We start from the raw sequence: 26885 nt of genomic DNA on the forward strand, positions 1-26885 counted from the left end.
AAAAGTATGTGTTAGCCTCGTTGCGCTTAAAACCTAAGGTGATGACCGGCATCAACGTAGTGGGTGAGTCCCGTCAACACTTGGCCAGCATCGGCGCTAAGGTAAACCACGGCATGACCAACATCTTGCACTGTGGCCAAACGTCGAAGGGGCGAGCGCGTTTCTCCATCCACGGCCAAGGCTTCAAATTCTTTTAACCCCGACGCAGCACGCGTTCTGATCGGGCCGGGGGAAATAGCATGCACCCGGATCCCTTTTGGTCCTAATTCTGCTGCCAAGTAACGGGTGGTCGACTCAAGCGCCGCTTTAACAGGCCCCATTAGATTATAATTATCGACGGCTTTCTCCGCCCCATAGTAGGACATGTTAAACAGCGTGCCGCCCTCAGACATCAGTGGCTCTGCGCGTTTCGCCATACGGATAAACGAGTGACAAGAGATATCCATCGCCAGCGAAAACCCCTCTCGTGAGCAATCGACCACGCGACCGTGTAAATCTTCCAAAGGCGCGAAGGCAATGGAATGCACAACAAAATCGACCCGTCCCCATTTTTCCTTGGCACGCGCAAATAGTGCATCCAGTTGTTGATCGTCCTGCACATCACACAGCATCAGTTCTGGATCGCCCATGGCCGCTTTGAGCGGGGTCACAAATCGCTCTGCCTTGGGTGTGCCATAAGTGACCAGCACATCGGCACCCGCTTGGCTCAGCGCTTGAGCACACCCAAACGCAATGCTGTTTTCATTGGCCAGTCCGGCGACAATGCCGACTTTACCTGCAAGTGAAAAAGGATGTTCCACAATATTCTCCCTACATTGGATAACGACGCGTTCATCGCTCAGGAACCTGAGTGATTACACTAAAACAGACATCATCCACTTTAAATCAACCGCAAACCCTCAACGTAGACTTAAATCAGCGTTAGGTGCAAAAGTATAGAAGAAAAAAGGCCGAGTGACGTGCTAGATAAAAAGACAATTTTGACAATTTTTTATGACAGCCGCGCCTTGGACCACAGCGATAAGAGCTTTCACTCTAATCGGTATTCTCTTCTCACAACCAAAAACGCCACCGCGATCAACGGTGGCGTTTTACACAAGCGAGAAGCGTAGGACTACGCCAACTCGGCCATCACACACTTGGCGAGGTCAGCGGGACGATAGTAGACCGATTTCATCACCTTGCCTTCACGGATAAGCTTGCCGTCGACACTGACATCGGCGGCACATTTGGCGATGATGCCATCTTCTTTGGGACTGGCGACAACATCAATGCCTTTTTGAGCGTAAAACGCTTGGGTGTCGGCAAACTCTTGTTGATTGCGACAGACTTTACTCATATTGCTGCTATGCACCTCATCCCAACAGGTCACAAAATCAACACCTAGGCGCGAGGCGATTTGAAGCAAGATATCAATCATGTAGCTCACTTCGAGTTGTTCCCGGTATCCACGCGACCCCATTTGAACAGCGCGCCCCATCAGCACGTAGACACTATCAACAATAGCGTCCACTTGCTCAACCAGCGAGTCGGCTTCCGCAAGCTCTGTCATTTCCTCGACCGCCAACGCCGTGTGCAGATCATCGGCTTTATCATCGAGAGAATCAGGATCATTGCAGGGCAGATCAAAGGTGGAGCGAAAGGCTTCAATATCACGGTAAAGGTGGTCGTAGATCGCTTGATTGAGAACAGCAAATTTCATTTATAGGGCCCTTTGAGAAACAAACACGCATGCGTTCATGCTGACATACAAGGGGCATTACAATAGCACTGCTCACTCAGACTTAAAATCGATCATGATGATTCTTTGTCACCAGACAGCGTTAAAGCACAAATATCACTCAAGCTTGGTGTACGCCCGCCGCTAACACCTTATACTGAATCTATGACGTCATTTGCACGCTCGGCCAAAAGGATAGTTACTATGACCAAACGTTTATCGCTCGCCACACTGTGTGCTGGTATGTTGCTGGCCACAACCGCACAAGCACAAACCTCTCCGCTCAGTATCGGTGCTAGCGCAAGTGTTACCGACGTAAAATATGGCTCTCAAACTGAGACAGGCCACACTTGGGAAGTCAATGGCACTTTACGTGTCACCGATTACACAAGCCTGTACACCGGGTATGGCGAAACCAGTGCCGATTTCGACAATGAAAATGGCACTGAAACCAAGCTCACTTCATCCTATATTCCAGTTGGATTACAAGTGAATTTCCCCATGACAATGGGGAGTGTCTACCTGCGCGGCGGTGGCAACTACTATCAAACTGAGTTCGGCACAGATAAGGATATTGGCTGGGGTGCAACAGGCACCGTAGGTTTTGAACTACAGCCTACCGTCGGCCCCAAAATGGCGTTTGAGTTGACCTATGCCGATCGAGGCGATGCAGAAACTAGTTCAGTAAGTGTCGGAACCAGTATTGGCTTTTAGTGGCATGGCATGATCAACCTCGAGGGGTAAGTGGGCCACTAATGGCCTGCTGACCCGACACGGGGCGCCATCGTAGTAATACATATTTGCGGTATCCGCGTTCACGCAGATATGTGTCAAACTCACTGTACTGGCGTCTTCTCGGTGCATACACACAGATAAACTCCCCAATACTGGCTCGTGGCTTCGATGATAATCGAGTAGCGCATGGGCGGAAGAAGATGAATCACGCAATTTTGCGGCGAGGAGCGCTGAGCGCGTGCGACGTACGTCATCTGCTACCACCGCAGAGGAGACAATAGGTGGCACACAGTCGATACCTTGCAACGTGCGTCCATTCCACTGCCAAGCCACCGGTGAACACGCCGCGTGTTGGGTCTTATCGGTATTCATCGGGCTAAAGACCAACAAGGTAAAAGGCGCAAAATCCGTCATTTCATGCTCAGTCACGATGGCTGCCACCTGAGACAGATCGCTTGCCCTCGCCACGGATTTCACCAGCTGGCCCCGACTACGCTTGGGCACAACAGACGGTTGACTTTGATAATCATTTAACAAACAGACCAATAGCCCATGTTCATTCGCCGCTATCCAGGTTCCCATCCCATCAGGATCAATCGGCATGAGTACGCGTGTTCCCGCGATTTGATAAATTTTCGGCGGTATTGCACGGCTTCGACCTCGTGCCTCATCACGGTTAAAACACAGCTCAAACCCTTGCTCCGAGGTCAACCATGTCAGCGTGCACATTGATGTTGCTCTCGCTGATAACTTGCTGTCGCGGCGGCGATGCCAATCTCTTTATCCAACACTTCGCCCAGATCGTGGGCTGCTGTGCGCATCATAGCAAAATGGTGAGTGGCATGACTGGCCACTGCAATCAATTCACGCATTATGGTTGAGGGGGTGGTCACTGTGTTGGAGGCATATAAGGTGACTTGTGTCGATACGTGTATCGACTGCTTGAGTTGTTGATTAGACAGCGTGTGCAACCAGCTGGCTATGGCTTGCCACTCAGCTTGGGCAAGGGATTTATCGGTTTCTACACGATGGCCTCGCCGACGTTCATCTGCATCCATGACGCCACTGCCCTCTCCTTGGTGTAAGGCCCAATACATATCAAGCGCATGACGCATATGTTGGCCAATGGTGCTGGTAAACCCATCAGCCTGCATACGACTATAAGCTTCGTTCGTGACACTCGCTAGTAGCTGCTGTGCCTGATAAGCCACATCCAGGTTACCACGAATAATCGCACTATCTGCTTTGGTTAGACTCGAATGCATACCCTCACCTTAGTACATGTTGCGGCAATTTGGCGCCATCATCTTCATACAAGCAGATGTCATGCCGTTTTAGTCCGTTCCTGGGTATTGCTTCATCCAGCGCCTTTCTTGATACCAGGCGCGTAGCAAAGCAAACACAGAAGGTGGTTGGTGCCCCCGCAATCGCAAGCGTGCGCCAATATGGTACAAATGCCGATATTGGTGCAAAAGTGCTCTAATGGCTTGGAAATAGCCCCCCTCACTGTCCCAAATATGCGCCGGCTCACTACTCGCGCCGTTGATCTCGACAATACACAGCCCCTTCCCTTGTTGTAACGACGCGATATCGCGAAACTTGATATCGAAGCGGCCGAAGTAAAAGCCATTAATGTCTTTGGCGATCGTATCTATTTTTGCCGTCAGCGCCGGCGTCACCCAAGCCGCCCCATCTTTAAAGATGGCACCGCGGCAGTGGCTACCCGAGAAGGCTAGCGGAATACGTACGCCAGCTGGTATTACCTCATCAAGCTGATGATGGTGGCGCTGATGATAAAGATGTCCACGCACAGAGGCGGCATCATGGTGTTGGATAAGCGCGGCTAAGGTGCGCTTACCATCACCGATCACAGCGGGCAAGTATTTCAACCCGAGGGAAAATATTTGCCCCCTTTCCTCGCCGGGATAGCGAATATAGAAAACCCCCGCTTCCGCGTCGTAAGGTGCCAATGCTTGGAAAATAATGTCTCTGTCGGGTGGAAATGTGCGGATATAGGCGAAGAGCTTTTTTTCCGTATCAATGCGCTGAACACCAGCCCCTCGACAGCCTTTGTCCGGCTTAGCCACCAGCGGCATAGTGATACCTGCCTCCGCAAGTTCGGCAAGTAGCGTTTTTTTAATGCTGGGGGTGATGGCATTGGGCCGCGTCCATCGCCAATAGGCAGCGATGTATCGTTGCGCCGTGTCGCCCGCTTGAGCAAACACCTCTGATTTAGCCTCACCCACCATTCCAGAAAGGGAGATGCCTGGGTTGGCAATCAATGGCAATGTCAAACTGCGATAGTAGAGGCCAAGCCCGATTGATTGAACCACGACGGGCGTGTAGAAACACCAAGCAGGCAGAAACTCAAACCAGCCCAACGGCCGTGACACAGGGTAATTGGGCATGCCAGCTTGACCGATGAGCATCATCGAGGGCTTTGTCATACCGATCCTTTTGCGGGGGTTAACAATGCGCGACGACGAAGAAAACGATTCATCAGCACCAACGCGATAACCGCAATAGCAAAGGCCCACCCAGTGAGTTGTTTCTCTGCTAGCCATTCACTGTGCTCAATGGTGAATGCCCCCCAAAAGATCACGCCTGTCCAACAGGCGGTGGCAATCCCCACGGACAATAAAAACGTACGAAACGGGATAAAAAGAAACCCACTGAGGCTGTAGGTAACCGTTCTAAGCCCGGGAATAAAGCGTATAAGAAACAGGTTTAAAAAAGCATGCCGACGCAACAAGTGGCGCGCGTCACGGACGCCTTTTAGCATTAACAGACGGGCACGTAAACGCCGGTAGCGTCGCGCGTACCGGCCCAGTAAGAATAGGGCGATATCACCACTTGCGATGCCCAGGAAAATCGCCAACAAGGCCGTGTGCCACGCCAAGACCGATTCAACCGCTACAAAAGCAGCCAGCGCAATCGCACCGTCCTCAAAAACATACGAGGCAATTATAATGACAAAAAATAAACCCAGTGACGGTAAGGTCGCCAAACTGGGTATCATGCTCTCAACCATTGGCTTTCTCCTCCTTATTAATCATAGACAGGAGAAAGCCCAAGTTACTTACAAATTGATGAAAAAATAAGGCTACATGCCGCCCGCCACATCAAATAAGCTTCCTGTCGAGTACGAGGCATTATCAGATAATAACCAAGCAATCATTTCTGCCACTTCTAGGGTAGAGCCACCGCGACCCAGTGGAATGTTATCCGCGACACGGGCGACGCGATCCGGCTCACCGCCTGCGGCATGCATATCCGTATCGATGGGTCCTGGCCGCACTGCATTCACACGAATCCCTTCACGCCCCACTTCTTTTGCCAACCCCATGGTAAGCGTATCAAGCGCTGCTTTGGTGGCTGCGTAGTCAACATATTCATTGGGCGACCCGGTTTTTACCGCTGCGGAAGATACGTTGACAATCGCGCCACCGTTCCCGCCGCGGGACTGCGCCATGCGGTGTACCGCTTCGCGGCAGCACAAAAAGGCACTAGTGACATTCGCTTGGAACATCGCGTTAATCCGATCGGCATCCATACTGCTCACCGTCGACTGTGGCAACATGATCCCCGCGTTGTTCACCAGTGCAGTGATATTTCCCAGACGGTTGTCTGCTTCGCTGAATAAGCGTTTAACGCCCTCTTCGCTCGACACATCCGCCTGAACCGCAATCGCATTGACACCAATCGCTTGAAGCTCATCAACAAGCGCAAAAGCAGATTCACTGTTGCTAAGATAATTGATGCAAATGGCATAGCCACGCTGTGCCAATAGTTTTGCCGTCTCACGGCCAATGCCGCCACTTGCCCCGGTTACAATCGCAACTGGATTCATTGCTACTCCTTTTCGCTTAATCCGCCGATACCGGTGGATAATACCCCATTCTCACTGCGCCCCAATGTTGACCTGCAACAAAAAGAGGAACAGAAAGATCATGCATTACCTCACCGGTATCGCGCTTGTAGGTCTGCAACAACATGGTATCAGTATGTTGACCGCAACGCCTACCTGTTCGGTCATCAAATAAGCGTTTAGTCCGGTTTCCGGTGATATCTTGCGCATAATCACCGGTGAGAGGCTGGCAAAAGCGCTGGTTATGCGTGGGGACGTAGCCATGGTTGTCATTGGCTATCACATAAACAATGTTCTCATCTGTCTCAAGAATGGGCTCTTGAATAGGCGGTAAGATCCGATCACACAAGCTATCAAATCGGGTGGTATATTTTTTAGGATCGGTGTTCGCGATCGGCTGGTAGTGGCGATCAAACAAATCACTTTTACTGATCTCACCCTGCTCAATGGCGTGTGCAAACGCCGCCTCTATACGATCACGACATAAGCTGGCTGCTTTAAAAAAGCGTTGATGTGGGCTCGCCTCAGACAGCTCAGCGAAAACGGCATTGGTTTTTTCGGTGGTTTCCATCAAGCCTTCCGCTTCTTGGCTCAGCGCAATGACCTGGTTATCACTGTCTTCTAGTCCAGTCCGCACTTGGGTCAATGCTGAAGCAATTTGCTCGAGGCTTGCACTGTTTTGTGACGATCCATCCGCCATTTGTCTCACGGCCGCTTCAACCTGATCGGCTCTGGACGAGAGGTCGGTTAAAATCTCTCCCACCCTCTCAACATTCCACGTCCCCGCCTCGACATCCGATGACAGCGTTTGAATATGGGTCATCACATTACTCGACTCTGTCATGATTTGTTTTATGATCGCCGCAACTTCACTGGTGCTTTGTGACGTGCGCTGCGCAAGCTGACGCACTTCGTCGGCCACCACCGCAAAGCCACGCCCTTGCTCTCCCGCTCGTGCCGCTTCAATGGCGGCATTCAACGCCAATAGGTTTGTTTGCTCTGCAATCGCATCAATGACCTGTGCGACATCACTCACTTTATTGACGTTAGCGTCTAGCGCTTCAATACGTGCCACTGTTTCAGCCGTTTTTTGGTTAATATCACGCATTTCCGCTATTGAGGCAGTGAGCTTATCGGCCCCCTCCAAGCTCAGATCTCGCATGCGCGTTACTTGCTCAACAGACGCCGCTTGCGCTTGGCAGGTGTCAGACAAAGTCTGTTCGATATGCTGCGCGGTCTCGGTGACCTCGACTACAGAAGAAAACTGTTCGGTTAATCGCGTTTTTAATATATCCGAGCGATGCGAGACTTCCGCCGCATTCATGGCATTCATGGTAGCGCGCGTTGCCAGCCGTCCGACTGTTTTCATCGGCAGCGTTTGCGTTTCTTCCTCGGTATCTTGCCCCGGTACCACCTTGGGTGCCGACGAGTACGCCTTCATCGCCAACACGGTCACGAGCGCTTGGCAGGCGAGGAGTCCCGCTACCGTATAAAACTGCTCAGAAAAAAAGCGCCAACTCACTAACACTAAAAGTGACAACGTGGTGCCTATTACAACCCAAAACCATGATTGTTTGTTCGCTGCGTTCCCTGTCATCGAGCCACCTTTGTTCCTCACTGAACCGATTTTATCCAATGTCATGGCATGCGGTCGTATCACGACACACAGGACTGCCACGTTTTGATTACTAATGCCATGCTTCACACTCAATAGCGGTGAAAGTGATCAAATTTCGACTAAAGCATTAGATCTGAGGCGCTAGTAACCAAACAATTAATAGGACGCAGGTGCCACTCAATACGGCGGGCAACAATTCAGTACCGACAAAGGTAGCGGAAAGTCAATAAAGGTCGTTAACTCTAAGACAAAATGCGCTAAGCTACAGCTAGGTCATTGTAAATAATGGGAGAGCCATGCTCCGCGGTCTACGAGTGCGTCAGACGATTCACGCCTTTTCGGTATTGATGACAATTAGTTTCTCGCTGGTGTGGTTATCATTGGCGGTGTTGCCTGAAAGCGAAGAGTTTGCGGTTATTTGGTATGTCTCAGCTGCCGGTGCATTTGGGTTTAGCTGTTTTCCTCGTTACGCAAAACTGTTTGCAGCCGTCGGTTTTTTTATCGGTGTCTACTGTGCAGACACACTAATGGGTATTCCTCCGTTGCTCAGTGCCAGTATGGCAGCAGTCAATACTGCAACAGCGGGGATAGGTTGCACAGCCTATCATTTAATGCGCAAACGTTACGGTGATCCACTCGAGAGTCTGTGGCCCTTTATCCGAGGACTCGCCCCCAGCCTTGTTTTGAGTCCGCTAGTGGGTGCGATATTTGGAGCGAGTATTCAGTCAGTGGGTACTAGTCAACCTTTTGATTATCTTTTACTACGCTGGTTTATTAGTGAGTTTGTCGGTTTTGTTTCACTGTTTCCTCTATTGTTAGTGATAAAAAATCATTTTAACCAAAGACGTTATGATCCAGTGATAAAGTCAGGAAAGTCTTGGGGCTCATTGATTGGCCTATGTATATGCGCACTCACTGTAATTACTCTCTTACTTTATCTCTCCCCTCACCCCTTTATCGCACTGACTGCCCTATTTTTATTGGCCGCAACGTTGCAAAACCGCTTGGTTGGCTTTATCTGCATCGCACTCACGCTTCTTAGCTTTGACATCCTATCTGCCCTTGGCGCACTCACGTTTCATGCGAGCGCTGATCAAAAAGCTTCACTCTCCCGGATGGCAATGGCGGCCGCAGCCATGGGCACCGGCGTGGTGATGACACAGCTGGCGTATAGCTATCGACGTCATCAACGACACCACATTGAGCAGCACTCGCTGCTCACACAAGCGATGCACAACTCATTGATTGGGATGGCGATACTGGATCCGCGAGGTATCATCCAAGATGCCAATGCCAGTTTGGCGCAGTTTTTTGGCTGTGAGCGGCGCGTGCTTATCGGTTCGCATGTGTCTTTGTTCACGCGAGCACAAGACCAATCGTCACTGGGGGATTATCTTAATGATTTGATCATGGGCCATTCTGATAATAAGCGATTGGAAAAGCGCTTTGTACGCGCCGATGGCGAGATAGTATGGGGACGCCTCTCCGTCACTGCGGTGCGGGATAAACACGCTGGGCATGTCACTCACTTAATCAGCCAAGTCGAAGATATTAACGCCCTCAAAGCGGCACAGCGTGAACAAAAACGTTGGCTTGAGCGTTGGCGTTTTGCCCTCGATATTAACAAACTTGCCGTCTTTGAGCTCAACGTTGATACGGGCGCACTCCTGTTTTCTGGGTGGTCCGCGCCTTTGCTCGGCATCAATGCCAAACAGATACGCACCTACCAAGACTGGATCAGTCGCATACATCCAGACGATCGCGCCGCCTGGGAACAATCTATGCGCCTGCTGGTCGACAAACACACCGATCGGATGGTGGAGATCTTCCGATTTAATAATGATGCGAACACCTATCGCTATCTACGCCAGTCATCGGCGCGGCAAACGGGGGAAGAAACCGAAACCGTTTTGAGTACCGTGATTGACATCACTGAGCAGTATCTAACTAACCGGCAAACAGACACCTTACGTCGGCGACTCGAAGCCGCGACAAAAGCGGCCAACATCGGTATTTGGGAGTATCACGTTAACGAAGACAGGCTAGAGTGGGACACACAAATGTACCGCCTCTACGATCTCCCTGAGGCCGAAGGCCGTGAAACACTCGCCACCTGGCAGCAACGCCTTCATCCCGATGATGCAGAGACCATCAACCAAACACTCCAGGACGCGCTTACACATCATCAACGACTCGATACCCAGTTTCGGATCATTGATAGCCAAGGGCGGATTCGCTATCTCCGAGCTCTCGCCAGCTTACAACTAGACGATAATGGCAACACAGTACGGATGATCGGCGCCAATTGGGACAATACCGAAATCAACGAGCTTAACTACGCACTGGCCCAAGAGCGTGAACAGCTGGATGTGGTGATGAACTCCATCAACGATGCGGTGATCACCATCGACGATCAGGGCAACTTGGCCTACCTCAACAACACCGCGCAGTGGCTTGTTGCCAATGATAGCGTGCTGCCACTCGGCCAACCTGTGGACGCGGTTTTCGAGCTTTACAACAACCAGCAACGGGTGCTGCTTTCTAGTTTTAGCAGTCAGCAAACAGAGACCTTTTTTGAAACCCAAATAAAAGACGCCTACCAACTGGTTATCGCGGGCGGCAAACGCCTGTATGTATCGGTGGCTATGTCGCCACTGACCAGTAACCAAAACGGTGAACACGGGTATGTGTTTGTGCTGCGAGACGTGTCGGATGAGCATGCGCTGATGGCACAGTTAGACTACAACGCCAATCATGATTCGCTCACACAGCTACCCAATCGCCGCGCCTTTGAAACCCTCATGGAAAATCACTTGTCCCGCGAGAGTCAGTCGCCTTCCGTGCTAGCGTTTATCGATTTAGATCTTTTCAAAATCATCAATGACTCGGTCGGCCATCACGCCGGTGACGAAGTCCTATGCCAAGTGTCACAAGCCTTAGCCGATAACATACGCAGTGATGATGTGGTGGCGCGTTTGGGCGGCGATGAGTTTGCGTTGCTGCTCACGCACTGCAATATGCGCGACGCGAAACATACGATCGCCGACTTAATCAAACAGCTTGAACATTTGTCTTTCTCCTATGGTGAGCGCATTTTTGCCATCAGTGCCAGTGTGGGTCTGGTGGATGTTAACGATGCGACATTAACCCTCTCGGATTTGATGAGCCGCGCCGATGTAGCGATGTATGAGGCCAAATCGGCAGGACGTGGCCAGATAGTGGATTACAACGATATCTCAGGCACCGCGCAGGGACGCCACAGCGACATGCAAATGGTGGGGAAAATTACACGAGCACTGACTGAAAACCGCTTTGCGCTCTATGGCCAACAGGTGGCACCCGCACAAGGGCCTGTGATTGAACACTGGTACGAACTATTAATACGCATGATAGATACCGACGGTAATATTATGAACCCGGGGGAATTTATTCCCGCTGCTGAGGCCTTTGGCTACATTCGCGATATCGATGGCTGGGTAGTGAACTATGTGCTCAATACGCGCGCCGCGGAGTTGGCAGAGTCAGGACTCAGGTTCAACATCAACCTCTCAGCAAACTCAATCAGTGACCCTAAATTTCAGGCACAACTCAAACAGCTATTAAGCGCTTCCGTCCTGCCTGCCGAGCGACTGTGTTTTGAGATCACTGAATCAGCCCTCATTAGTCATTTAAACACAGCCGTCTCTTTTATCGACGAACTACGCCACTATGGCGCGCATGTCGCGCTGGATGATTTTGGCGCCGGCCTCTGCTCATTTCATTACTTAAAGCTGTTCAATGTGGATGTGGTTAAAGTTGATGGTCAATTTGTGGCTAACCTGACCGACCGAGAAAACAAAATCGATCGCGTCATACTGGAATCCATTGTCAGCATTTGTGACACCATGGGTTACAAAACGGTCGCGGAATGGGTCTCCGACGAAGAAAAACTTGCCTGCGTACAAGAAATTGGCATTAACTACGTGCAAGGGTTTCTTATCGACTACCCAACACCGCTTGATACACTGCTTGCCACGCATACCCTCACACCGCCGAGTCACTGACGGTGCCCGACGACCACCGACTACTGTTTGACTCATTCACCTAATACGCAGTGGCGATGGTGGTTGCACACGTCCAATAAAAAAGGCAATTTAGAGGTTTTGCTTGGACGGCTACCTCATGAACCGATATACGCTGGCCGGATGCGGCGCCATCATGCTTTGGAGCAGCAATGTCGCCTTTATCCGTCATGTCACCGAACTGCTTGGGCCACTCGGTGGCGCAGCGGCGATTTATACGCTTGCCTCTCTTTGTTTGATTGTCGTCGTCGGCCTCCCCAAACTCAACACCTTCCCGCGCCAATATTTGCTGATTGGCGGCGTTTTATTTGTCGTGTATGAATTGTGCTTAGCGCTCTCATTGGCTTGGGCGAATACCCGCACCCAAGCGATCGAAATGGGGGTGATCAACTACCTCTGGCCGTGCTTAACTGTCTTGTTTTCGGTTATTTTGACCCGTCAGAAAGTAAGCCTGTGGCTCTATCCTGCGTTAGTCGTCGCTTTTATGGGCGTGGTGTGGACAGTAGGAGGCAAGCAAGGCGTATCTTGGTCTCACCTTGTGACCAACATTCAGTCGAACCCGGTTAGCTATATATTGGCGTTTAGCGGTGCGATTATTTGGGCGATTTACTGCAACCTCACCAAGATGCGCGCGCAGGGTAAAAATGGGATCACCTGGTTTTTCTGTGCCACCGCGATCACTTTGTGGGTGGGCTATCTCGCCTCTGACGCACCCGCCATGCATCTTTCATGGCAAACCAGCGGCTATGTGCTGCTCGCTGGACTCGCCATGGGAGGCGGTTATGGGCTGTGGAATATAGGTATTCTCAAGGGCAATTTGATGGTCTTGGCCACCCTATCCTATTTCATCCCTATTTTATCGACCTTATTGTCGGCAGTACTACTTTCTACTTCGTTGACGCTCACCTTTTGGCAAGGTGTGGCCATGGTCACTTTAGGCTCACTGGCAAGTTGGTGGCTGACTCGGGCACCCGTTAAAAAAGCGGCGAACAAACGCGCAGAGGCCAAAGCACACTAAGACGGCTAGCCGCTAATAGCGGCTAGTCATTCACAACACGCTTAAGACTCTGCAGCGGCCATCGATGGCGTGGCGGCGCCATAATACAGACAAATGCGCTGCCCGTTTATCTCCTCGACTTCAAAATCAATCTCGTAAATCCGCTCCATGATGGGTTTAGTCACCACGTTTTTCACTTGGCCACTGGCAACCACTTCACCCGCTTTCATCGCAATCATGTTATCGGCGTAGCACGCGCTAAAATTGATATCGTGCATCACCACCACCACCGCTTTGTTGTATCGGTGTGCCAACTCTCGTACCGTTTTCATAATAGCCACAGAGTGACGAATATCGAGGTTGTTGAGTGGCTCGTCGAGGAAAACATAGTCGGTGTTTTGCGCCACCACCATGGCAATGAATGCCATTTGACGCTGACCACCACTGAGCTGATCAATAAAGCGCTCTTGCAACTCTGTCAGCCCGAGTTGCGCTAAGGCGTCATCAATCACCGCGTTGTCTTGTTCGGTTAGCCGTCCTTTGGAATGCGGAAAGCGCCCAAATGAAACCAACTCACGCACCCGAAAACGCATATTGACGTTGTTCGCTTGACGCAACACGGCCAAGCGCTGCGCCAACGCCTGGTTACTCCACTCACTCAGTGGTTTATCACCAATCAACACCTCACCGGCATCACTGTCTGTCAGTCGGCTCGCCATCGATAGCAGCGTACTTTTCCCAGCCCCGTTGGGACCAATGATAGCGGTCACTTTACCGAGGGGAAACAGTGCGCTGGCTTGATTGACCACCTGTGTTTGGCCATAAGCTTTCGATAATCCAATTAATTCAATCATAATGTTAAAACTTGTTTTTCGTCAGTAGATACAAAAAGTAACCGCCACCGACAAAGTTAATGATCACACTCACCGTGGTCTCAAACCCAAACCATTGTTCGACAACATACTGGCCACTTAACAGCAAAAAGGCGGCCAACACGCTGGTGGCCACAATTAAAAAACGATGCTGATAACTGACAAACATTTGTCGTGCGAGGCTCACCACAATCAAACCAAAAAAGAGCACCGGTCCAACCAAAGCAGTTGATAAGGCAATCATCACCGCAATCACCATCATCACTTTCAGTGTGAGTCGGCGCGTATCGATGCCAAGGCTGGTTGCGTTATCCTCACCCAACAAGCACACATCAAGCTGATTGCTAAATCGATATAGCACCAGCAAACAGGCGGCTAAGACCGGTACACTGACATAGACCAGCTCACGATTCGCATTATTGAAGCTGGCGAACATCGCATCTTGCAGGATGGCGAACTCACTCGGATCGACCAACAAGGTAAAAAACTGACTGATACTGCCAAACACGCTACCTAACACAATACCAATTAACAGCAGCGTATAGATGTTGGCGCGATGTCGACGAAAGTAAAGCGTGAACAACACAGTCGCACTTACCGTCATTAACACCACACTGGCGGTAAAGTTCGCGTAGGCATTAATCATCAATACGCTACTTGAGCCAAATACCACCAATAAAACGGTTTGCAAGAGAACGTATAAACTATCAAAGCCCAGAATCGAAGGGGTCAGGATCCGATTGTTGGTGATGGTTTGAAACACCAGCGAAGACGCAGAGATGGCCACGGCAGCCAGCGTGATTGCCAAAACCTTAGGGGTTCGTCGCGAAAGAAAATACGCGTAATTATCCGCCGTTAATCCATGCCCTAAAAAGTACCCCGCCACGAGCACCACACCCATTGCGACCAGGGAAAGCTTGATACCATCACGCATTCGCTTTGTCCCTCATCACTAGATAGATAAACACCGCACCGCCTAAGATAGAAATGATCATCGCAATCGGGACTTCATAAGGGAAGATAATGACACGGCCCAGAATGTCGCAGCTCAACACCAACACCACGCCCCAAAAGGCCGTCCAAGGCAAGTTGCGTTTAATGTTATCGCCCATAAAAAGCGAGACAACATTGGGCACAATTAAGCCAAGAAAGGGGATGACCCCAACAATCATCACCACAGCGGACGACAGCAACGCGACCACCATGACACCGAATAGCACTACCTTTTGATAATCAAGGCCAATGTTTTTGGCAAAGCTTTCGCCGATACTGGCGGCGCTGAATTGGCTGGCATACGCATAGGCGATACCACATACCGGAATAGCCACAAAGAGTACTTCATAATTTCCCGCGAGCACCGACGAAAAGTTGGCGACCGTCCACGCTTGCAAGGTTTGAATCAGATCGTACTTATAAGCTAAAAACTGGGTTAGCGAAGAAACGACATTGCCGTACATAATGCCAATCAAGGGAACCAGCACGGTATTTTTAAACTTCAGTCGTTGGAGAAAATGGACGAATAGCCAAGTACCTGCCATCGCCATCCCCACAATAACGGACAAGTCCAGCCATTGGCTGGCGCCTCCAAACGCTACCAACGTCAGCACATAACCCAGCAGTGCACAATCAATGGTGCCGGTGGTGTCGGGCGCGGCAAAGCGGTTTTGACAGATCTGCTGCATGATGAGTCCAGCCACACTTAAACCTGCACCAGCCAAACAGATAGCCAGTAATCGAGGAATACGACTGGTGGTAAAAATTGTCCACGCTTCTGGATCGCCCGCCCACAAGCTCGCGAAGGACACGTGCGCCACACCAATGGATATCGACAGGATCGCCAGCACCACGAGGACAGGAATAGAAAGATACTTCACAGAATCACTACCGTTGAGGTCTATAACCACAAAGACCCAGGGCCAGCCTGGGTCTGTTTGTTTCTCGTATGATGATTAAAGCACGCGGTTTACATCATCGATCATCTTATCCATCGCCGTCATGCCAGCCATGGTAATGTACCACGCGGTTGGGTCGAGATAGCTGATACGTTGCTGTTGGTGAGCATGCGTTTTGTTGACCAAAGGATTATCAAAACGCGCTTTTGCCTTGCCTTCACCTTCCCCAATCGCCTGCTCACGATCAAGGACTAATAAGACATCTGGGTTGGCGTCGGCAATATATTCGAACGAAATCAAATTACCGTGTGAGCCTGCCACTTCTACATCATCGCTTTTCGCAGGTTTCAAGCCTAGCTCATCGAACACCATACCAAATCGGCTATTCTCGCCGAACATCGCCACTTTACTGCCGTTGCTCATAACCATCAACGCGTTAAAGTTATCTGCCACCGCTTTATCATGGGTCTGCGCGATCTTGGTATTCATTTGTTCAATGATCGCGTCGACTTTTTCTTGCTTGTTAAACACCTCGCCTAGCATGCGCCAATTAGCTTGCACACTTTGCCAGTAATTCTCGTAGTCCGCTCGAAACATAATTGTCGGAGCGATTTCCTCTAACTCGCCCATGAGCGAGGCCATACGCGCTTCCGCAATGATCAAATCCGGCTTAGCGGTGAAAATGGCCTCATAGTCAGGCTCTTTCACCGTCCCGACCGCGACATACTTATCGTCTTGATAGGTTTTGGCAAGATAATCCGGCATTAAAGACTTCACCACGCCAACAGGCTCAACACCGAGGCGATCCAGCACATCTAAACTGCCCTGCCCCAACACAACGACGCGTTGTGGTACGCCGTCGATTTCAACGGTGCCCATCGCATGGGTGATGGTTTTTGCGGCCGCCTGGCTGCTCAACAACAAAGAAACAGTGAGAAAAATAAATGGAAAAAATGAACGAAAAGCTTGCATAGCCCTTTCCTCGCAAAAATCGGTGGGGGAATGCTAACGCAGTTGAATAAGCAAGTCACGAATAGAAGTGAGAACTATTCATATTTATAGTGTTATTGATTAAGCGCATGGCATGAGGCAATAGGTTTCGCTCGCAAAAGCCAGTCATCATGTCTTTCATCCGGCGATGCCAGTTACGCTTACCAAAACTGTTTTGATCTTGCGCAAAAAAACCGCAATTGAATCGGCTACCTGCTGTTGATTCGTCATCACCACGCATCTGAGAGGCGATAAAACCGCGCCATTTGACCAAAACGCAAGCGATTGCATCGACACTATCAACATATTTAGTAATCATTGTGGCCATTACGCGCTAATATGGGGATAGTTGTGATCAAGATCGCGCGTAAATGCGCATGGGTTACATACACTGGACTCATCTCATGCGGCACCACTTAAAAGACAATAAAGACAGCTATGACTGTCGCAATTTGGGTACCGATTTGAGCTGGACTGCACCTAACTAGATGTTTGAGGGTTATAATGAACGAAATTTTACTTGCGGTCGTCGCTGGCGCCATCGTTGGCTTTTTCTTCAGCGCGATCAAGTTACCACTGCCTGCTCCCCCGGTAATTTCTGGGATCATGGGCATTGTTGGTATCTACCTTGGCGGCATGGCTTACCAAGCTGTGATCGAACGCTTTTTTTCTTAACTAAAGATAATTGGAGCACACTATGGCTACCCCACATATCAATGCTGTAGACGGCGCATTTGCTGAAACTGTCCTCATGCCAGGTGATCCGCTGCGCGCGCAGTACATTGCCGAAAACTTTCTCGAGAACGCGGAGCGCGTCACCGACGTGCGTAACATGTTCGGCTACACCGGCACCTACAAAGGCAAGAAAGTGTCTGTCATGGGTCACGGCATGGGGATCCCATCTTGCTCAATCTATGTGCATGAGCTAATCAAAGATTACGGTGTTAAGAACGTGATCCGCGTCGGCAGCTGTGGTGCGGTTAAAGACGATGTCAAACTGATGGATGTCATCATCGCACAAGGCGCATCCACGGATGCGAAAGTAAACCGTACACGCTTTGCTGGCCATGACTTCGCGGCTATCTCTGACTATCACCTCCTGGAAACGGCCGTGGGCGAAGCACGTAAGCAGAATGTGTCTGTGCGTGTCGGTAACGTCTTCTCTGCCGATCTGTTCTACAGCCCAGAAGGTGATTTGTTCAATAAAATGGATAACTTAGGTATCCTCGCTGTAGATATGGAAGCAGCAGGCATCTACGGTGTTGCGGCTGAACTGGGTGCGCGTGCACTCACCATCCTGACCGTGTCTGACCATATCATCCGTGGCGAAGCACTAAGCTCTGACGAGCGTCAAAAATCATTTAACGAGATGATGACGGTCTCGCTAGAAACCGCGATCAACCTGTAAGTGTTGGTCGGAGGAAACGTGTCAAGCAGTAAGCTGCCTCTTGCAGCCGGTGAATTACAGCTAAACTTTTGTAAAACACTCACCTGCCCCAACTTTGGGTCGAAAGATGAGCAAGATTACTTGGTTCAACACACCAATCCTGCTCGCCCAACCTTGGTGTGTCGAGAGTGTGGCGCGTTTCCTCCACTGTTAAATAACCATGATGTTCAAGCTGAGCTGATTGCTCAGCGTCAACTTCATGCCGATGGTTTGTGTGCCTGTACCAACCCAGAATGTGAGCATTTAGGTAAACCCGTGCTCACGCATCGGCATTGTTATCATGCGTTCGGCTATAGTGGCGATCGTCAGCGTTATCGCTGCAAAAGCTGCCAAAGCACCTTTGTCGACCGCTGGTCTGGGGTCAACAAAAAAAGTGAGTTACAGCAAAAGCTGTTAGCGTTTCTTTTTACTGGCCACACAGTGCGTGACATCTGCCGAAGACTGTCACTGAACCCGAAAACCTTCTACGACCATCTTAACCAAATAGCCGCGCGCTGCCGACAAAAGCTTGCCGCTTACGACAGCCGGTTTTTAGCCGATACCTCAACGGGCCATCTGGCCAGTGTCCACACCGCCTTGCAACCCAAGAGCGACAATGGCGTGCAATGGCTGGCAACAGGAGAAGCGCACAGTGGCTACGTGCTGCAACAGGATGTGAATTATCATACGGATGACCATCACCACTTGCATACACATCATGACCCTTATCAGCCTGACTGTCGCTTTATGTCGACGCACAGTGCGGGTCAGCCGCAAGATACAGTAGCACGCCCAGAGGGGTTATTGGGTCGAGTGGATGCCAAATACCGCGACGTCTTTGCCCGCTCGAATGTCGAAGACCCCTATACGCAGCCGCTGCACTTTATTTATCCTAATCGCGGCACGCTGATCCGCCCTCAATACACCACGTATGCGCATTACCTCAACCTCAAGCCGTTAATCGAACATTGGCAGCAAATTGTGGTTTTTTCGCCGCAAGAGCCCTTATTGCGCTCTGCTTGCCTCTCCGTTTTCGAGGCCGATATTCGAGATAAGCGCGTCAGCCATGTATACGTCGAGCAGGATGCCGGTTGGCAGCCCGGATCAGAGCCAGAAAAAATTGATATCGTTTTGCTAAGCTGGTGGCGTGACCGTTGGGCCTTTACTCGCAGTGGCGACGGTGCTAAAGCAATCTGTGATCATGGCCAAAACAAAGGTCAAGAGGCCTATTGGTTAACCCATGCAAGCTGTGATGCGTTGAAAAAATATCAACAACACTTCCACCAGCAGTTTTCATTATTGGTCAATGAGCCGAGACGCCGACTGCGCCCTGGTGGGCTATTGCCCCTGCTGGATATCTATCGGGCATGGCATAACTTATGTTGGCAAGACCGCGCGCATCTCACCCCAGCCCAACGGCTTGGCTTGACCGAACGCCCTTTGACACTGGCAGATCTGATGCTCTGATCCATCTCGCGCGCATTCACTTGACGTGCATCGAAGTTTTTTGTCTAAATGCCCGATATCGCCGAGAAGGAAAACGCCATTGGACATTCAACTACTGCGTACATTTATTGAAGTGAGCAAGACGCGTCACTTCGGTCGTGCAGCGGAAAACCTTTACCTGACCCAATCCGCTGTGAGCTTTCGCATTCGACAACTAGAAACCCAGCTAGATACATCACTGTTTGTTCGTCAGCGCAATAATGTTCGTCTGACCGATGCGGGTGAGCGCTTACTTCCTTACGCTGAAACCATGCTGCAAACGTGGCAGCGCGCCCAACAGGACGTCAGTGCAATGCAGCACGCGAGCGCACAACTCACGCTTGCCGCCTCCCCGATGCTGTGGGAACTCGATGGCGTCAGCACATGGGTCAACCGCGTGTGTGCGGCACACCCAGACTGGTTGATCCGTGCCGAGTCGACACCCGCCCAGTTGCTAGCACGCCATTTGATTGAAAAACGTATTGATGCCGGGTTGACCTCAGAGCTGCCTAAGCTTGAAGGGTTACAATCACACCACCTAGGCGATTATCAACTTCAGTTAGTTAGCCATTTACCGGGGCTCACACTGGACACGAGCGACACGCTACCGCTGGTTTATCTTGATTGGGGAACTCGCTTTTCACTTGAGCAAAGCCAAATTGCGCCACTACAACGCTCACCCGTGTTACATACCCAGTCATGCCAACTGGCATTAAACTATTTACTCGTGCACGGCGGCGTCGCGTTTCTGCCGTCACTGGCAGTTCACCCTTATCTGAACAACGGACAACTCCATCTTATTGATCACGGCCATATTCTTACCCACCCCCTTTACCTTACCTGGCTAACTAACAGTGATAAAAACCCGCTAATCAATGAGTTAGTATCATCGACCGGTCAGTTATAAGTGCTCAGAAAAAATCGGTAAATTCACGCCTATTTCACTAGTCGACGTTCAATTTTTAGGCTATCTTAGAATCGTTAGGCAAACATTAAATGTCTAACACTCCGGCTACACATAGCACTGACAATCAACAAGCGTTAGGAAAACACCACCATGGCACAGTGGGATCAATGGTTAAAACACGGCTCGCAACATAAAGAGAAGTTTAAATCTCGCCACCACGATGATTTTGATGACGATATGCCACGCGGCAAAAAGGACAAGAAGCGCCATAACAAACGCGCGCAACGCGCTCAGCACGACGACAGTTATTTTGGAGAGGATCGCTAATCGCGAAGTAAGGTTCGCGATGCATTGCACTCTCCATTAAAAGGGTAAAGGCAACGTGATGATGTTGCCTTTTTTGTTTGTTGTGTCCCGTCCCGAAATACGTTGACGCTAGTGCACTCGCTCAGGCTTGTTGCGCTTGCCACTCTTCCGCATGTCGCTTAATCTCACGCTGTGCCGACTGCCAACGCGGATCTTGCTGTAAGCGTTGCCACTCCACGGATTGGCGCATCCGCAATGTCCCAGCAGCAGGGACCGACTGAATGGGCAAAGCGTCGAGCACCGACACCGCACTGTGGCGGTCATTGCATATCAAGGCCATGTCGCATCCCGCATCAAGCGCCGCTTTGGCACGCGCGGGCGCGTCGCCGAACAAATGCGCACCGCCCATACTTAAATCATCCGAGAAAATAATCCCTTTAAACCCAAGTTGTTGGCGCAAAATCTGGGTAAGCCAGTACGGCGAGCCACTGGCTGGCAAGGCATCGTGTTGCGGGTAAATCACATGGGCAGGCATCATCGCATCCACGAGCCCCCGCGCAATAAACGATTGGAAAATCGCAAAGTCGTCTGAGTGCAAAATATCGCGCGTATCCTCAGGTGTCACTAAGTGCGAGTCTTCTTTCACCCCACCGTGTCCAGGAAAATGTTTGCCCGTGGTGGCCATGCCTGCCACGCGCATACCCTTAGCAAAGGCGCCAGCATAGTCAGTGATAGCTTGATGTGTCGCACCGAAGGCACGGTCTTTGATTGCCGCACACCCAAATCCTAAATCCAGCACAGGCGCAAAACTGAGGTCAATCCCATGAGCGATCAGCTCCATTGCCATCACCCAACCCGCTTGCTCCGCGAGCGCTGGACTCGCACTTAACGCACCATAAGACTGCGCGGCGGGTATAGGGGTAAACGCGTCGCGAAACCGTTGAACACGGCCCCCTTCTTGGTCAACACCGATGAGGATATCTCGCCCCGCCGCTGTGCGTATTGACTGAGTTAATGCACGCAGCTGCGCGGAGTCAAAATAATTGCGAGCAAATAGAATAACGCCTCCCACAGAGGGATGTGCCAAGATTTCTTTCTCTTCGTTATCAAGTTGCTCGGTGTGCACATCTAGCCAAACCGGTCCCATCGTTTCTCCTTCATACTCTTGTCAACCCACTGACAACCACTTTGATTATATTCGTCCAATCAGACCATTAACTATTGCAAGGCGCCAGTACCACAAAGGGATCATCAAGCACTTTGCCACTTATCGCAATCTGTTTATACTCAGTACCTTGGTTCTTATCGTCATTTTATCGCTGGACTACTGAAAGGAAGCACCCAATGCCACAACCCGCCGCCGATATCTACATAGGTGTTATGTCAGGGACGAGCTTAGACAACATTGATGTCGTCGCTGTCCGGTTCACTCAAGCCGGCCACGTGGAGTCAATTGCTCGTCATAGTGACCCGCTACCGCAGGATATTAAAGCTACCGTGATCACCTTGAGCCGAGGTCATCCGATGTCGGTCAAAGCCTTGGGTGAACTCGATCGTCGCTTAGGGGAGTGTTACGCCAGTGCCATCAATACCCTACTTGAACAAGCGGCGTTACTGCCTAAACATGTCGCGGCGGTCGGTTGTCATGGTCAAACCGTCTATCACCAACCGAGCGGCGATTATCCATTCACCATGCAACTTGGCGACGCCAATGTGATTGCAGCACGAACCGGCATTACCACTGTCGCTGATTTTAGGCGTAAAGACATGGCGTATGGCGGTCAAGGCGCCCCTTTGGTGCCCGCCTTTCACAATGATTACTTTGCCGATAGCGAACAAGCCACCGCAGTAGTGAATATTGGCGGTATTGCCAACGTATCAATGATTTGCCCCGATCGCCCTTTATATGGCTATGATACGGGTCCAGGGAATATGTTGATGGATGCCTGGACGCAGCGTCACCGTCACCAAGCCTATGACAAAGATGGCGAGTGGGCAGCCACCAGCTGCGCGTATCAACCCTTACTCAACCGCCTGTTATCCGACGCGTACTTCTCACGTCCGGCACCTAAAAGTACTGGGCGGGAATACTTTAATCTCGATTGGCTCGATCGTCACCTGCTCGCGTTTTCACTCTCTCCAGACCAAGTGCAAGCCACCTTACTGGCATTGACTGCCGAAAGTATCGCGTTAGCGATCCGTCCATTAGAGCGTGGCCGAGTGTTCGTGTGTGGCGGTGGCGCGCACAACCAGGCATTGATGCATGCGTTACAACAGGCACTTCCGCAGTGGTCCATTGCACAAACTGACGATGCCGGGATCAGTTGCGACGATATGGAAGCCATTGCCTTTGCTTGGCTGGCCAGGCAAACCCTTAATCACCAACCAGGCAATGTGCCCGCCGTGACAGGCGCGACGCAAGCCTGTTGTCTTGGTGCCATTTATCTACCTTACTGAGGAACGATTATGTCAGCCCCCAGCGTCGACCAGCTAAAAGGCTTACTCTCAGAAACACGCAACCCGCATACACTGACGATCGACCAACAAGACACACTTGGCTTGGTGACAATGATTAACGCAGAGGATAAGGGCGTAGCCTCCGCTGTGCAGACGCAGCTCCCCGCGATTGCAAAAGCGGTCGATGCGATTGCGGCAAGTTTTAACCAAGGCGGCCGTCTTATCTACATCGGTGCGGGGACAAGTGGTCGACTGGGCGTGCTTGACGCGGCCGAATGCCCGCCCACTTTTGGGGTGGATAGCCAGCAAGTCATAGGACTGATTGCCGGTGGCGAGCCTGCTATGTTCGTCGCCCAAGAAGGCGCGGAAGACAACCCAGATGCAGGTAAAGCGGATTTGGTCACACAAGGCCTCACCGCGAAGGATGTGGTGGTCGGTATCGCCGCCAGTGGCCGCACGCCTTATGTCATCGGTGCACTCGATTACGCCAAGCAAGTCGGCGCAGTCACGGTCGCTTTGTCATGTAACCCCAATACCGCCATTAACGCCTACGCCCAGATTGCCATTACGCCCGAGGTTGGCCCTGAAGCGCTCACAGGCTCAACCCGAATGAAGTCAGGCACTGCACAAAAACTGGTATTAAATATGCTGAGCACCGCCGCCATGATAAAGACGGGCAAGTGCTATCAAAACCTGATGGTCGATGTAAAAGCCAGCAACGATAAACTGGTTACCCGTTCCACGTTGATCGTGATGGAAGCGACAGGATGTGAAGAACACACCGCAACACACGCCCTGTCACAGTCAGATGGTGAGGTGAAGGTCGCCATTTTTATGATTTTAGCGGAGCAAGACCCGGCGACGGCACGGCAGCGGCTTCAGCAGGCCAATGGGCATTTACGTGATGCATTGCAATTAGGTTGATGCAATGCACCCACTCTTATCCTCTTGAGGACGAGCGTATATTTTGTTCTCTTAGCACCGTGGTCGGTTGCACGCTGTCCATGCGCTCAACGTAAGCCTGATATTGTTGGAACGGAAGCGGCCGAGAGTAATAATAGCCCTGTGACACATCGACACCATAACGTCGCAATAATGTCTCCGCTTCCTCGGTTTCCACGCCCTCAGCAACGACCATTACCCCCAGTGATCGCGCCATGTCCGTGGTCGCACGAACAATGCTTTGGTGACGACCACTCTTGTGAAGATCTCGCACAAAACTGCGATCAATTTTAAGCTCAGTGAATGGGAGTTGCGAGAGGAAATATAACGAGGAATAGCCCGTGCCATAGTCATCGATCGATACTTCAATGCCACTGGCTGATAGTGCTGTAATCAGTTGTTTTAGCCAGTTGTAGTCCTCGACCATCACCGACTCTGTCAGTTCCAGCGAAATCAAGTTAGTCGGTATGTCATATTGATGCGCCAGCGCGACCACACGGTTGGCCAGATCCGGAATATAGATATCAGACGCACTGATATTGATTGACAGGCGGCGACAATGGCCGTTAGTGATCAGCTGCGCTTGCTGCTGGAAAGCCCGCTGAATCACCCACAGCGTGAGGTTATTGATGATACCGACATCTTCTGCCATCCGCACAAACACTTCAGGCGATATTTGCCCGTACTCAGGGTGTGTCCAACGCGCTAAGACTTCCGAGCCATGGACAGAGCCAGTGCGTAAATCAATCTGCGGTTGGTGATACAGCTCTAATTGATCATTCTCGATAGCATCCCTCAGGTCGGTCACGAGAGAAACATGCAATTGATGGTGTCGTTGCTCGTAAGAATTAAAATGTGCATAGTGGCTGGCAAGCGATCGATGTTGATCAATGGCGCTCAGGGCGCGGCTGATTAAAAGGCTTGGGTGGTCACCGTCAGTGGGATAGTGGCAAACACCAATACGCGCATTCACTTGCGTCACAAATGAGCCAACACATAAGTCACCATTTAATCCTTTAATGACGGAATCGAGAATCGTATCGCAAGCCGAGCGGTCGACATCATCAATCAAAAACGCAAACACGCCCTCTTTTAAACAACCCAAACGATAATCCAGCATATCACTGTCGGTTTTCACCCCCAACACAGGTTGCATCATCAACACATCATTAATACGGCCAGCAATCGCGTTAATGTATTCCTCGCGGGCGTGCTCATCTAAATACGGAAGCAGGCTGTTGTAATTATCCACTGATAAACAGCACAAATTGAAACGGGCATTTCGGCTGATCAAATCATTGACCACCATATGTAACACATTGTTATTCGGTAGATAACTCAGCGTGTCATGCGTCAGCGCCTGCATTTCCTGTAATCGCTGGTACCGGAAGCGTTCAGCAAGAGCCAATGAAAAGAAAATCATGGTCATTCCCAGCGACATCATCAGTGCGTAACGTGATAGCAGACTGTAATCAATAACGTTGAGCATCAGAGCGTAGAAAATCACCCCGCCCACCATGGCCGGGATCCAACAGAGGGTAAAGAGCGATAGCCAAAATTTATTGGGTTGCCATTGGTGCCATACATAATAGGCCACCAAGCCATAGACCGGTAATTGCGCGATAAAAACAAATGAAAGCGACACATACGTGGGGGTGATAAAACTTAGCAAGGCCAAGCCAAACAGCCCCCCGGTGGTCATAAAAAAGAGTGAGCGCGCGCGCTGATAAAGCCGACTTCGCTCAAAATCCAGAAAATAGTAGGTGAACCATAATCCCGCCATGAGTAGGCAAACGGCCAACGTCACCAAGTGATTACTGATAAATATCTGCAACGGATCCGGCAAAAAATAACGACTGAAACCATGATTCACACTCACAAGCATCGCACTCATAAGGGCAACGAGAACAAAAATGAGATAGACGCGCTGACGACTGTAGACATACACCCCTGCACTATACAACGCGACCATAAACGTAAAGGTGATAAATCCCCCCCAGACCAAATGCATCGATCGGGACAGATGATCAAACGCCTGGTGCGACATCACGCTTAACGGCATGATCGCCATATCATTCGAGGTGACTTTGAGCAGTAATTGGTTATCGCGCTCCGGCAGTAAGTTAATCGGAATGGAATGGGGCATTGGCAAGCGGCTCAAGCGTGCCGATGTTTTATCCCCTGCTTTTATCTGTGAGCGCACCTGCTCGCCATCCAAAATATGGTACGCGTCTAGATAGTCAATCAGTGGGTTATCGGTGAGCACATGAATGTCGCGCTCAGTCAATCCGTGGTAATTAAACTCAAGTTTGATCCAATAGGTTTGATAAGCCAGCTTCCACGGGATCTCACCCGTGTTATCGGCTTTCGTAAAGGGGGCATGATCGAGCACATAGTTAAGAGATAGCTCGTTTGTCTCGTCAATGAAATAGCTATAGTCCGTATCCACCAGTGATAGTTCGGGCGCTGTGGTGCGGCTCAAACTCGTCATCCAAAATCCGACAGCCAATACAACCACCAATGTGAACAAGGTCGTCACCCAAATAAGGGGCTGCCGAGACTGTAGTGCGTGCATAAACATACACTCCTTAACCAAAAACGAGTCTGCC

Annotated in this window: 25 protein-coding genes; 10 read left to right on the forward strand and 15 right to left on the reverse strand. The window is 50.7% G+C overall.

Annotated elements, in window-relative coordinates:
• Nucleotides 1-26: 26 nt before the first annotated feature.
• Together fabI and EHW56_RS04800 are read right to left on the reverse strand one after the other, a co-directional pair.
• A complete protein-coding gene (fabI, locus tag EHW56_RS04795) occupies nt 27-800 on the reverse strand; it encodes an enoyl-ACP reductase FabI (protein ID WP_172969911.1) in 774 nt (257 codons plus the stop codon).
• A gap of 314 nt (nt 801-1114) precedes the next feature.
• Nucleotides 1115-1702 (reverse strand): nucleoside triphosphate pyrophosphohydrolase family protein, encoded by a 588-nt coding sequence (locus EHW56_RS04800; RefSeq protein WP_077457121.1) that lies wholly within the window; start codon nt 1700-1702, stop codon nt 1115-1117.
• A gap of 222 nt (nt 1703-1924) precedes the next feature.
• Between EHW56_RS04800 and EHW56_RS04805 the strand changes: the two genes are divergently transcribed.
• The gene (locus EHW56_RS04805; protein WP_077606695.1) at nt 1925-2434 is read left to right on the forward strand and encodes an outer membrane beta-barrel protein; all 510 of its coding nucleotides are present in this window, start codon (nt 1925-1927) and stop codon (nt 2432-2434) included.
• Here EHW56_RS04805 and EHW56_RS04810 read toward each other — a convergent pair.
• From EHW56_RS04810 to EHW56_RS04835, 6 genes are all read right to left on the reverse strand, one after another.
• Nucleotides 2402-3184: an NRDE family protein gene (locus EHW56_RS04810; RefSeq protein WP_152794343.1), complete on the reverse strand. Its 783-nt coding sequence runs from the start codon at nt 3182-3184 to the stop codon at nt 2402-2404. The two genes, EHW56_RS04805 and EHW56_RS04810, sit on opposite strands and share 33 nt — an antisense overlap.
• Complete coding sequence (locus EHW56_RS04815; protein ID WP_069360923.1) at nt 3172-3720, reverse strand: hypothetical protein; 549 nt, start codon at nt 3718-3720, stop codon at nt 3172-3174. Before EHW56_RS04815 ends, EHW56_RS04810 begins: the two co-directional genes overlap by 13 nt.
• Before the next feature lie 69 nt (nt 3721-3789).
• Nucleotides 3790-4902, reverse strand: coding sequence for a D-alanine--D-alanine ligase (locus EHW56_RS04820; protein WP_152794345.1), 1113 nt, complete (start codon nt 4900-4902; stop codon nt 3790-3792).
• Nucleotides 4899-5486, reverse strand: coding sequence for a DedA family protein (locus EHW56_RS04825; RefSeq protein WP_152794347.1), 588 nt, complete (start codon nt 5484-5486; stop codon nt 4899-4901). Before EHW56_RS04825 ends, EHW56_RS04820 begins: the two co-directional genes overlap by 4 nt.
• A gap of 72 nt (nt 5487-5558) precedes the next feature.
• Nucleotides 5559-6305, reverse strand: a complete 747-nt coding sequence (locus EHW56_RS04830; RefSeq protein WP_046075632.1) for an SDR family oxidoreductase — start codon at nt 6303-6305, stop codon at nt 5559-5561.
• Between the two features lie 16 nt (nt 6306-6321).
• A complete protein-coding gene (locus EHW56_RS04835; protein WP_172969912.1) occupies nt 6322-7920 on the reverse strand; it encodes a methyl-accepting chemotaxis protein in 1599 nt (532 codons plus the stop codon).
• A gap of 317 nt (nt 7921-8237) precedes the next feature.
• Here EHW56_RS04835 and EHW56_RS04840 point away from each other — a divergent pair, with 317 nt between their 5' ends.
• Together EHW56_RS04840 and yddG are read left to right on the forward strand one after the other, a co-directional pair.
• Nucleotides 8238-11984: an EAL domain-containing protein gene (locus tag EHW56_RS04840; RefSeq protein WP_152798772.1), complete on the forward strand. Its 3747-nt coding sequence runs from the start codon at nt 8238-8240 to the stop codon at nt 11982-11984.
• 118 nt (nt 11985-12102) lie between these two features.
• Nucleotides 12103-13020, forward strand: coding sequence for an aromatic amino acid DMT transporter YddG (gene yddG / locus EHW56_RS04845; RefSeq protein WP_152794353.1), 918 nt, complete (start codon nt 12103-12105; stop codon nt 13018-13020).
• A gap of 41 nt (nt 13021-13061) precedes the next feature.
• Here the strand turns inward: yddG and EHW56_RS04850 are convergent, their stop codons facing one another.
• From EHW56_RS04850 to EHW56_RS04870, 5 genes are all read right to left on the reverse strand, one after another.
• The gene (locus EHW56_RS04850) at nt 13062-13853 is read right to left on the reverse strand and encodes an ABC transporter ATP-binding protein (protein ID WP_152794355.1); all 792 of its coding nucleotides are present in this window, start codon (nt 13851-13853) and stop codon (nt 13062-13064) included.
• A gap of 4 nt (nt 13854-13857) precedes the next feature.
• A complete protein-coding gene (locus EHW56_RS04855; protein WP_152794357.1) occupies nt 13858-14805 on the reverse strand; it encodes an iron chelate uptake ABC transporter family permease subunit in 948 nt (315 codons plus the stop codon).
• Nucleotides 14798-15745, reverse strand: a complete 948-nt coding sequence (locus EHW56_RS04860; protein ID WP_046075627.1) for an ABC transporter permease — start codon at nt 15743-15745, stop codon at nt 14798-14800. Before EHW56_RS04860 ends, EHW56_RS04855 begins: the two co-directional genes overlap by 8 nt.
• Before the next feature lie 75 nt (nt 15746-15820).
• The gene (locus tag EHW56_RS04865) at nt 15821-16735 is read right to left on the reverse strand and encodes a siderophore ABC transporter substrate-binding protein (RefSeq protein ID WP_077606684.1); all 915 of its coding nucleotides are present in this window, start codon (nt 16733-16735) and stop codon (nt 15821-15823) included.
• Between the two features lie 55 nt (nt 16736-16790).
• Nucleotides 16791-17081, reverse strand: a complete 291-nt coding sequence (locus tag EHW56_RS04870) for a hypothetical protein (protein WP_046075625.1) — start codon at nt 17079-17081, stop codon at nt 16791-16793.
• Between the two features lie 176 nt (nt 17082-17257).
• Between EHW56_RS04870 and EHW56_RS04875 the strand changes: the two genes are divergently transcribed.
• The 5 genes from EHW56_RS04875 to EHW56_RS15305 all read left to right on the forward strand — a co-directional run bounded on the left by EHW56_RS04875 (nt 17258) and on the right by EHW56_RS15305 (nt 20898).
• Nucleotides 17258-17428 (forward strand): XapX domain-containing protein, encoded by a 171-nt coding sequence (locus tag EHW56_RS04875; RefSeq protein ID WP_021023774.1) that lies wholly within the window; start codon nt 17258-17260, stop codon nt 17426-17428.
• Between the two features lie 22 nt (nt 17429-17450).
• On the forward strand, nt 17451-18161 hold the full coding sequence (gene deoD, locus EHW56_RS04880) for a purine-nucleoside phosphorylase (RefSeq protein ID WP_046075624.1): 711 nt from the start codon (nt 17451-17453) through the stop codon (nt 18159-18161).
• An 18-nt stretch (nt 18162-18179) separates the two neighbouring features.
• Nucleotides 18180-19646 (forward strand): lactate dehydrogenase, encoded by a 1467-nt coding sequence (locus EHW56_RS04885; RefSeq protein ID WP_046075623.1) that lies wholly within the window; start codon nt 18180-18182, stop codon nt 19644-19646.
• A gap of 79 nt (nt 19647-19725) precedes the next feature.
• Nucleotides 19726-20571, forward strand: coding sequence for an HTH-type transcriptional regulator HdfR (gene hdfR / locus EHW56_RS04890; protein ID WP_152794359.1), 846 nt, complete (start codon nt 19726-19728; stop codon nt 20569-20571).
• Between the two features lie 150 nt (nt 20572-20721).
• Nucleotides 20722-20898, forward strand: coding sequence for a hypothetical protein (locus EHW56_RS15305; RefSeq protein ID WP_172969890.1), 177 nt, complete (start codon nt 20722-20724; stop codon nt 20896-20898).
• A 121-nt stretch (nt 20899-21019) separates the two neighbouring features.
• Here EHW56_RS15305 and nagZ read toward each other — a convergent pair whose 3' ends face one another.
• Nucleotides 21020-22024, reverse strand: coding sequence for a beta-N-acetylhexosaminidase (nagZ, locus tag EHW56_RS04895; RefSeq protein WP_152794361.1), 1005 nt, complete (start codon nt 22022-22024; stop codon nt 21020-21022).
• Between the two features lie 197 nt (nt 22025-22221).
• On the opposite strand from nagZ, the gene EHW56_RS04900 reads away from it, so the two are divergent.
• A complete protein-coding gene (locus EHW56_RS04900) occupies nt 22222-23334 on the forward strand; it encodes an anhydro-N-acetylmuramic acid kinase (RefSeq protein WP_152794363.1) in 1113 nt (370 codons plus the stop codon).
• 9 nt (nt 23335-23343) lie between these two features.
• Complete coding sequence (gene murQ, locus EHW56_RS04905) at nt 23344-24258, forward strand: N-acetylmuramic acid 6-phosphate etherase (protein WP_152794365.1); 915 nt, start codon at nt 23344-23346, stop codon at nt 24256-24258.
• Between the two features lie 16 nt (nt 24259-24274).
• On the opposite strand, the gene EHW56_RS04910 is transcribed toward murQ, so the two are convergent.
• A complete protein-coding gene (locus tag EHW56_RS04910; protein WP_172969913.1) occupies nt 24275-26851 on the reverse strand; it encodes an EAL domain-containing protein in 2577 nt (858 codons plus the stop codon).
• Nucleotides 26852-26885: the final 34 nt, after the last annotated feature.

The sequence above is a fragment of the Salinivibrio sp. VGrn1 genome, assembly GCF_009377995.1.
GTDB lineage: Bacteria > Pseudomonadota > Gammaproteobacteria > Enterobacterales > Vibrionaceae > Salinivibrio > Salinivibrio siamensis.

What these genes read in the sequence shown, in the direction of transcription:
- EHW56_RS04800 (WP_077457121.1), bottom strand. Translation starts at nt 1,702, where the DNA reads ATGAAATTTGCTGTTCTCAATCAAGCGATCTACGACCACCTTTACCGT.
- EHW56_RS04805 (WP_077606695.1), top strand. Translation starts at nt 1,925, where the DNA reads ATGACCAAACGTTTATCGCTCGCCACACTGTGTGCTGGTATGTTGCTG.
- EHW56_RS04810 (WP_152794343.1), bottom strand. Translation starts at nt 3,184, where the DNA reads ATGTGCACGCTGACATGGTTGACCTCGGAGCAAGGGTTTGAGCTGTGT.
- EHW56_RS04815 (WP_069360923.1), bottom strand. Translation starts at nt 3,720, where the DNA reads ATGCATTCGAGTCTAACCAAAGCAGATAGTGCGATTATTCGTGGTAAC.
- EHW56_RS04820 (WP_152794345.1), bottom strand. Translation starts at nt 4,902, where the DNA reads ATGACAAAGCCCTCGATGATGCTCATCGGTCAAGCTGGCATGCCCAAT.
- EHW56_RS04825 (WP_152794347.1), bottom strand. Translation starts at nt 5,486, where the DNA reads ATGGTTGAGAGCATGATACCCAGTTTGGCGACCTTACCGTCACTGGGT.
- EHW56_RS04830 (WP_046075632.1), bottom strand. Translation starts at nt 6,305, where the DNA reads ATGAATCCAGTTGCGATTGTAACCGGGGCAAGTGGCGGCATTGGCCGT.
- EHW56_RS04835 (WP_172969912.1), bottom strand. Translation starts at nt 7,920, where the DNA reads ATGACAGGGAACGCAGCGAACAAACAATCATGGTTTTGGGTTGTAATA.
- EHW56_RS04840 (WP_152798772.1), top strand. Translation starts at nt 8,238, where the DNA reads ATGCTCCGCGGTCTACGAGTGCGTCAGACGATTCACGCCTTTTCGGTA.
- yddG (WP_152794353.1), top strand. Translation starts at nt 12,103, where the DNA reads ATGAACCGATATACGCTGGCCGGATGCGGCGCCATCATGCTTTGGAGC.
- EHW56_RS04850 (WP_152794355.1), bottom strand. Translation starts at nt 13,853, where the DNA reads ATGATTGAATTAATTGGATTATCGAAAGCTTATGGCCAAACACAGGTG.
- EHW56_RS04855 (WP_152794357.1), bottom strand. Translation starts at nt 14,805, where the DNA reads ATGCGTGATGGTATCAAGCTTTCCCTGGTCGCAATGGGTGTGGTGCTC.
- EHW56_RS04865 (WP_077606684.1), bottom strand. Translation starts at nt 16,735, where the DNA reads ATGCAAGCTTTTCGTTCATTTTTTCCATTTATTTTTCTCACTGTTTCT.
- EHW56_RS04870 (WP_046075625.1), bottom strand. Translation starts at nt 17,081, where the DNA reads ATGGCCACAATGATTACTAAATATGTTGATAGTGTCGATGCAATCGCT.
- EHW56_RS04875 (WP_021023774.1), top strand. Translation starts at nt 17,258, where the DNA reads ATGAACGAAATTTTACTTGCGGTCGTCGCTGGCGCCATCGTTGGCTTT.
- deoD (WP_046075624.1), top strand. Translation starts at nt 17,451, where the DNA reads ATGGCTACCCCACATATCAATGCTGTAGACGGCGCATTTGCTGAAACT.
- EHW56_RS15305 (WP_172969890.1), top strand. Translation starts at nt 20,722, where the DNA reads ATGGCACAGTGGGATCAATGGTTAAAACACGGCTCGCAACATAAAGAG.
- nagZ (WP_152794361.1), bottom strand. Translation starts at nt 22,024, where the DNA reads ATGGGACCGGTTTGGCTAGATGTGCACACCGAGCAACTTGATAACGAA.
- EHW56_RS04900 (WP_152794363.1), top strand. Translation starts at nt 22,222, where the DNA reads ATGCCACAACCCGCCGCCGATATCTACATAGGTGTTATGTCAGGGACG.
- murQ (WP_152794365.1), top strand. Translation starts at nt 23,344, where the DNA reads ATGTCAGCCCCCAGCGTCGACCAGCTAAAAGGCTTACTCTCAGAAACA.
- EHW56_RS04910 (WP_172969913.1), bottom strand. Translation starts at nt 26,851, where the DNA reads ATGCACGCACTACAGTCTCGGCAGCCCCTTATTTGGGTGACGACCTTG.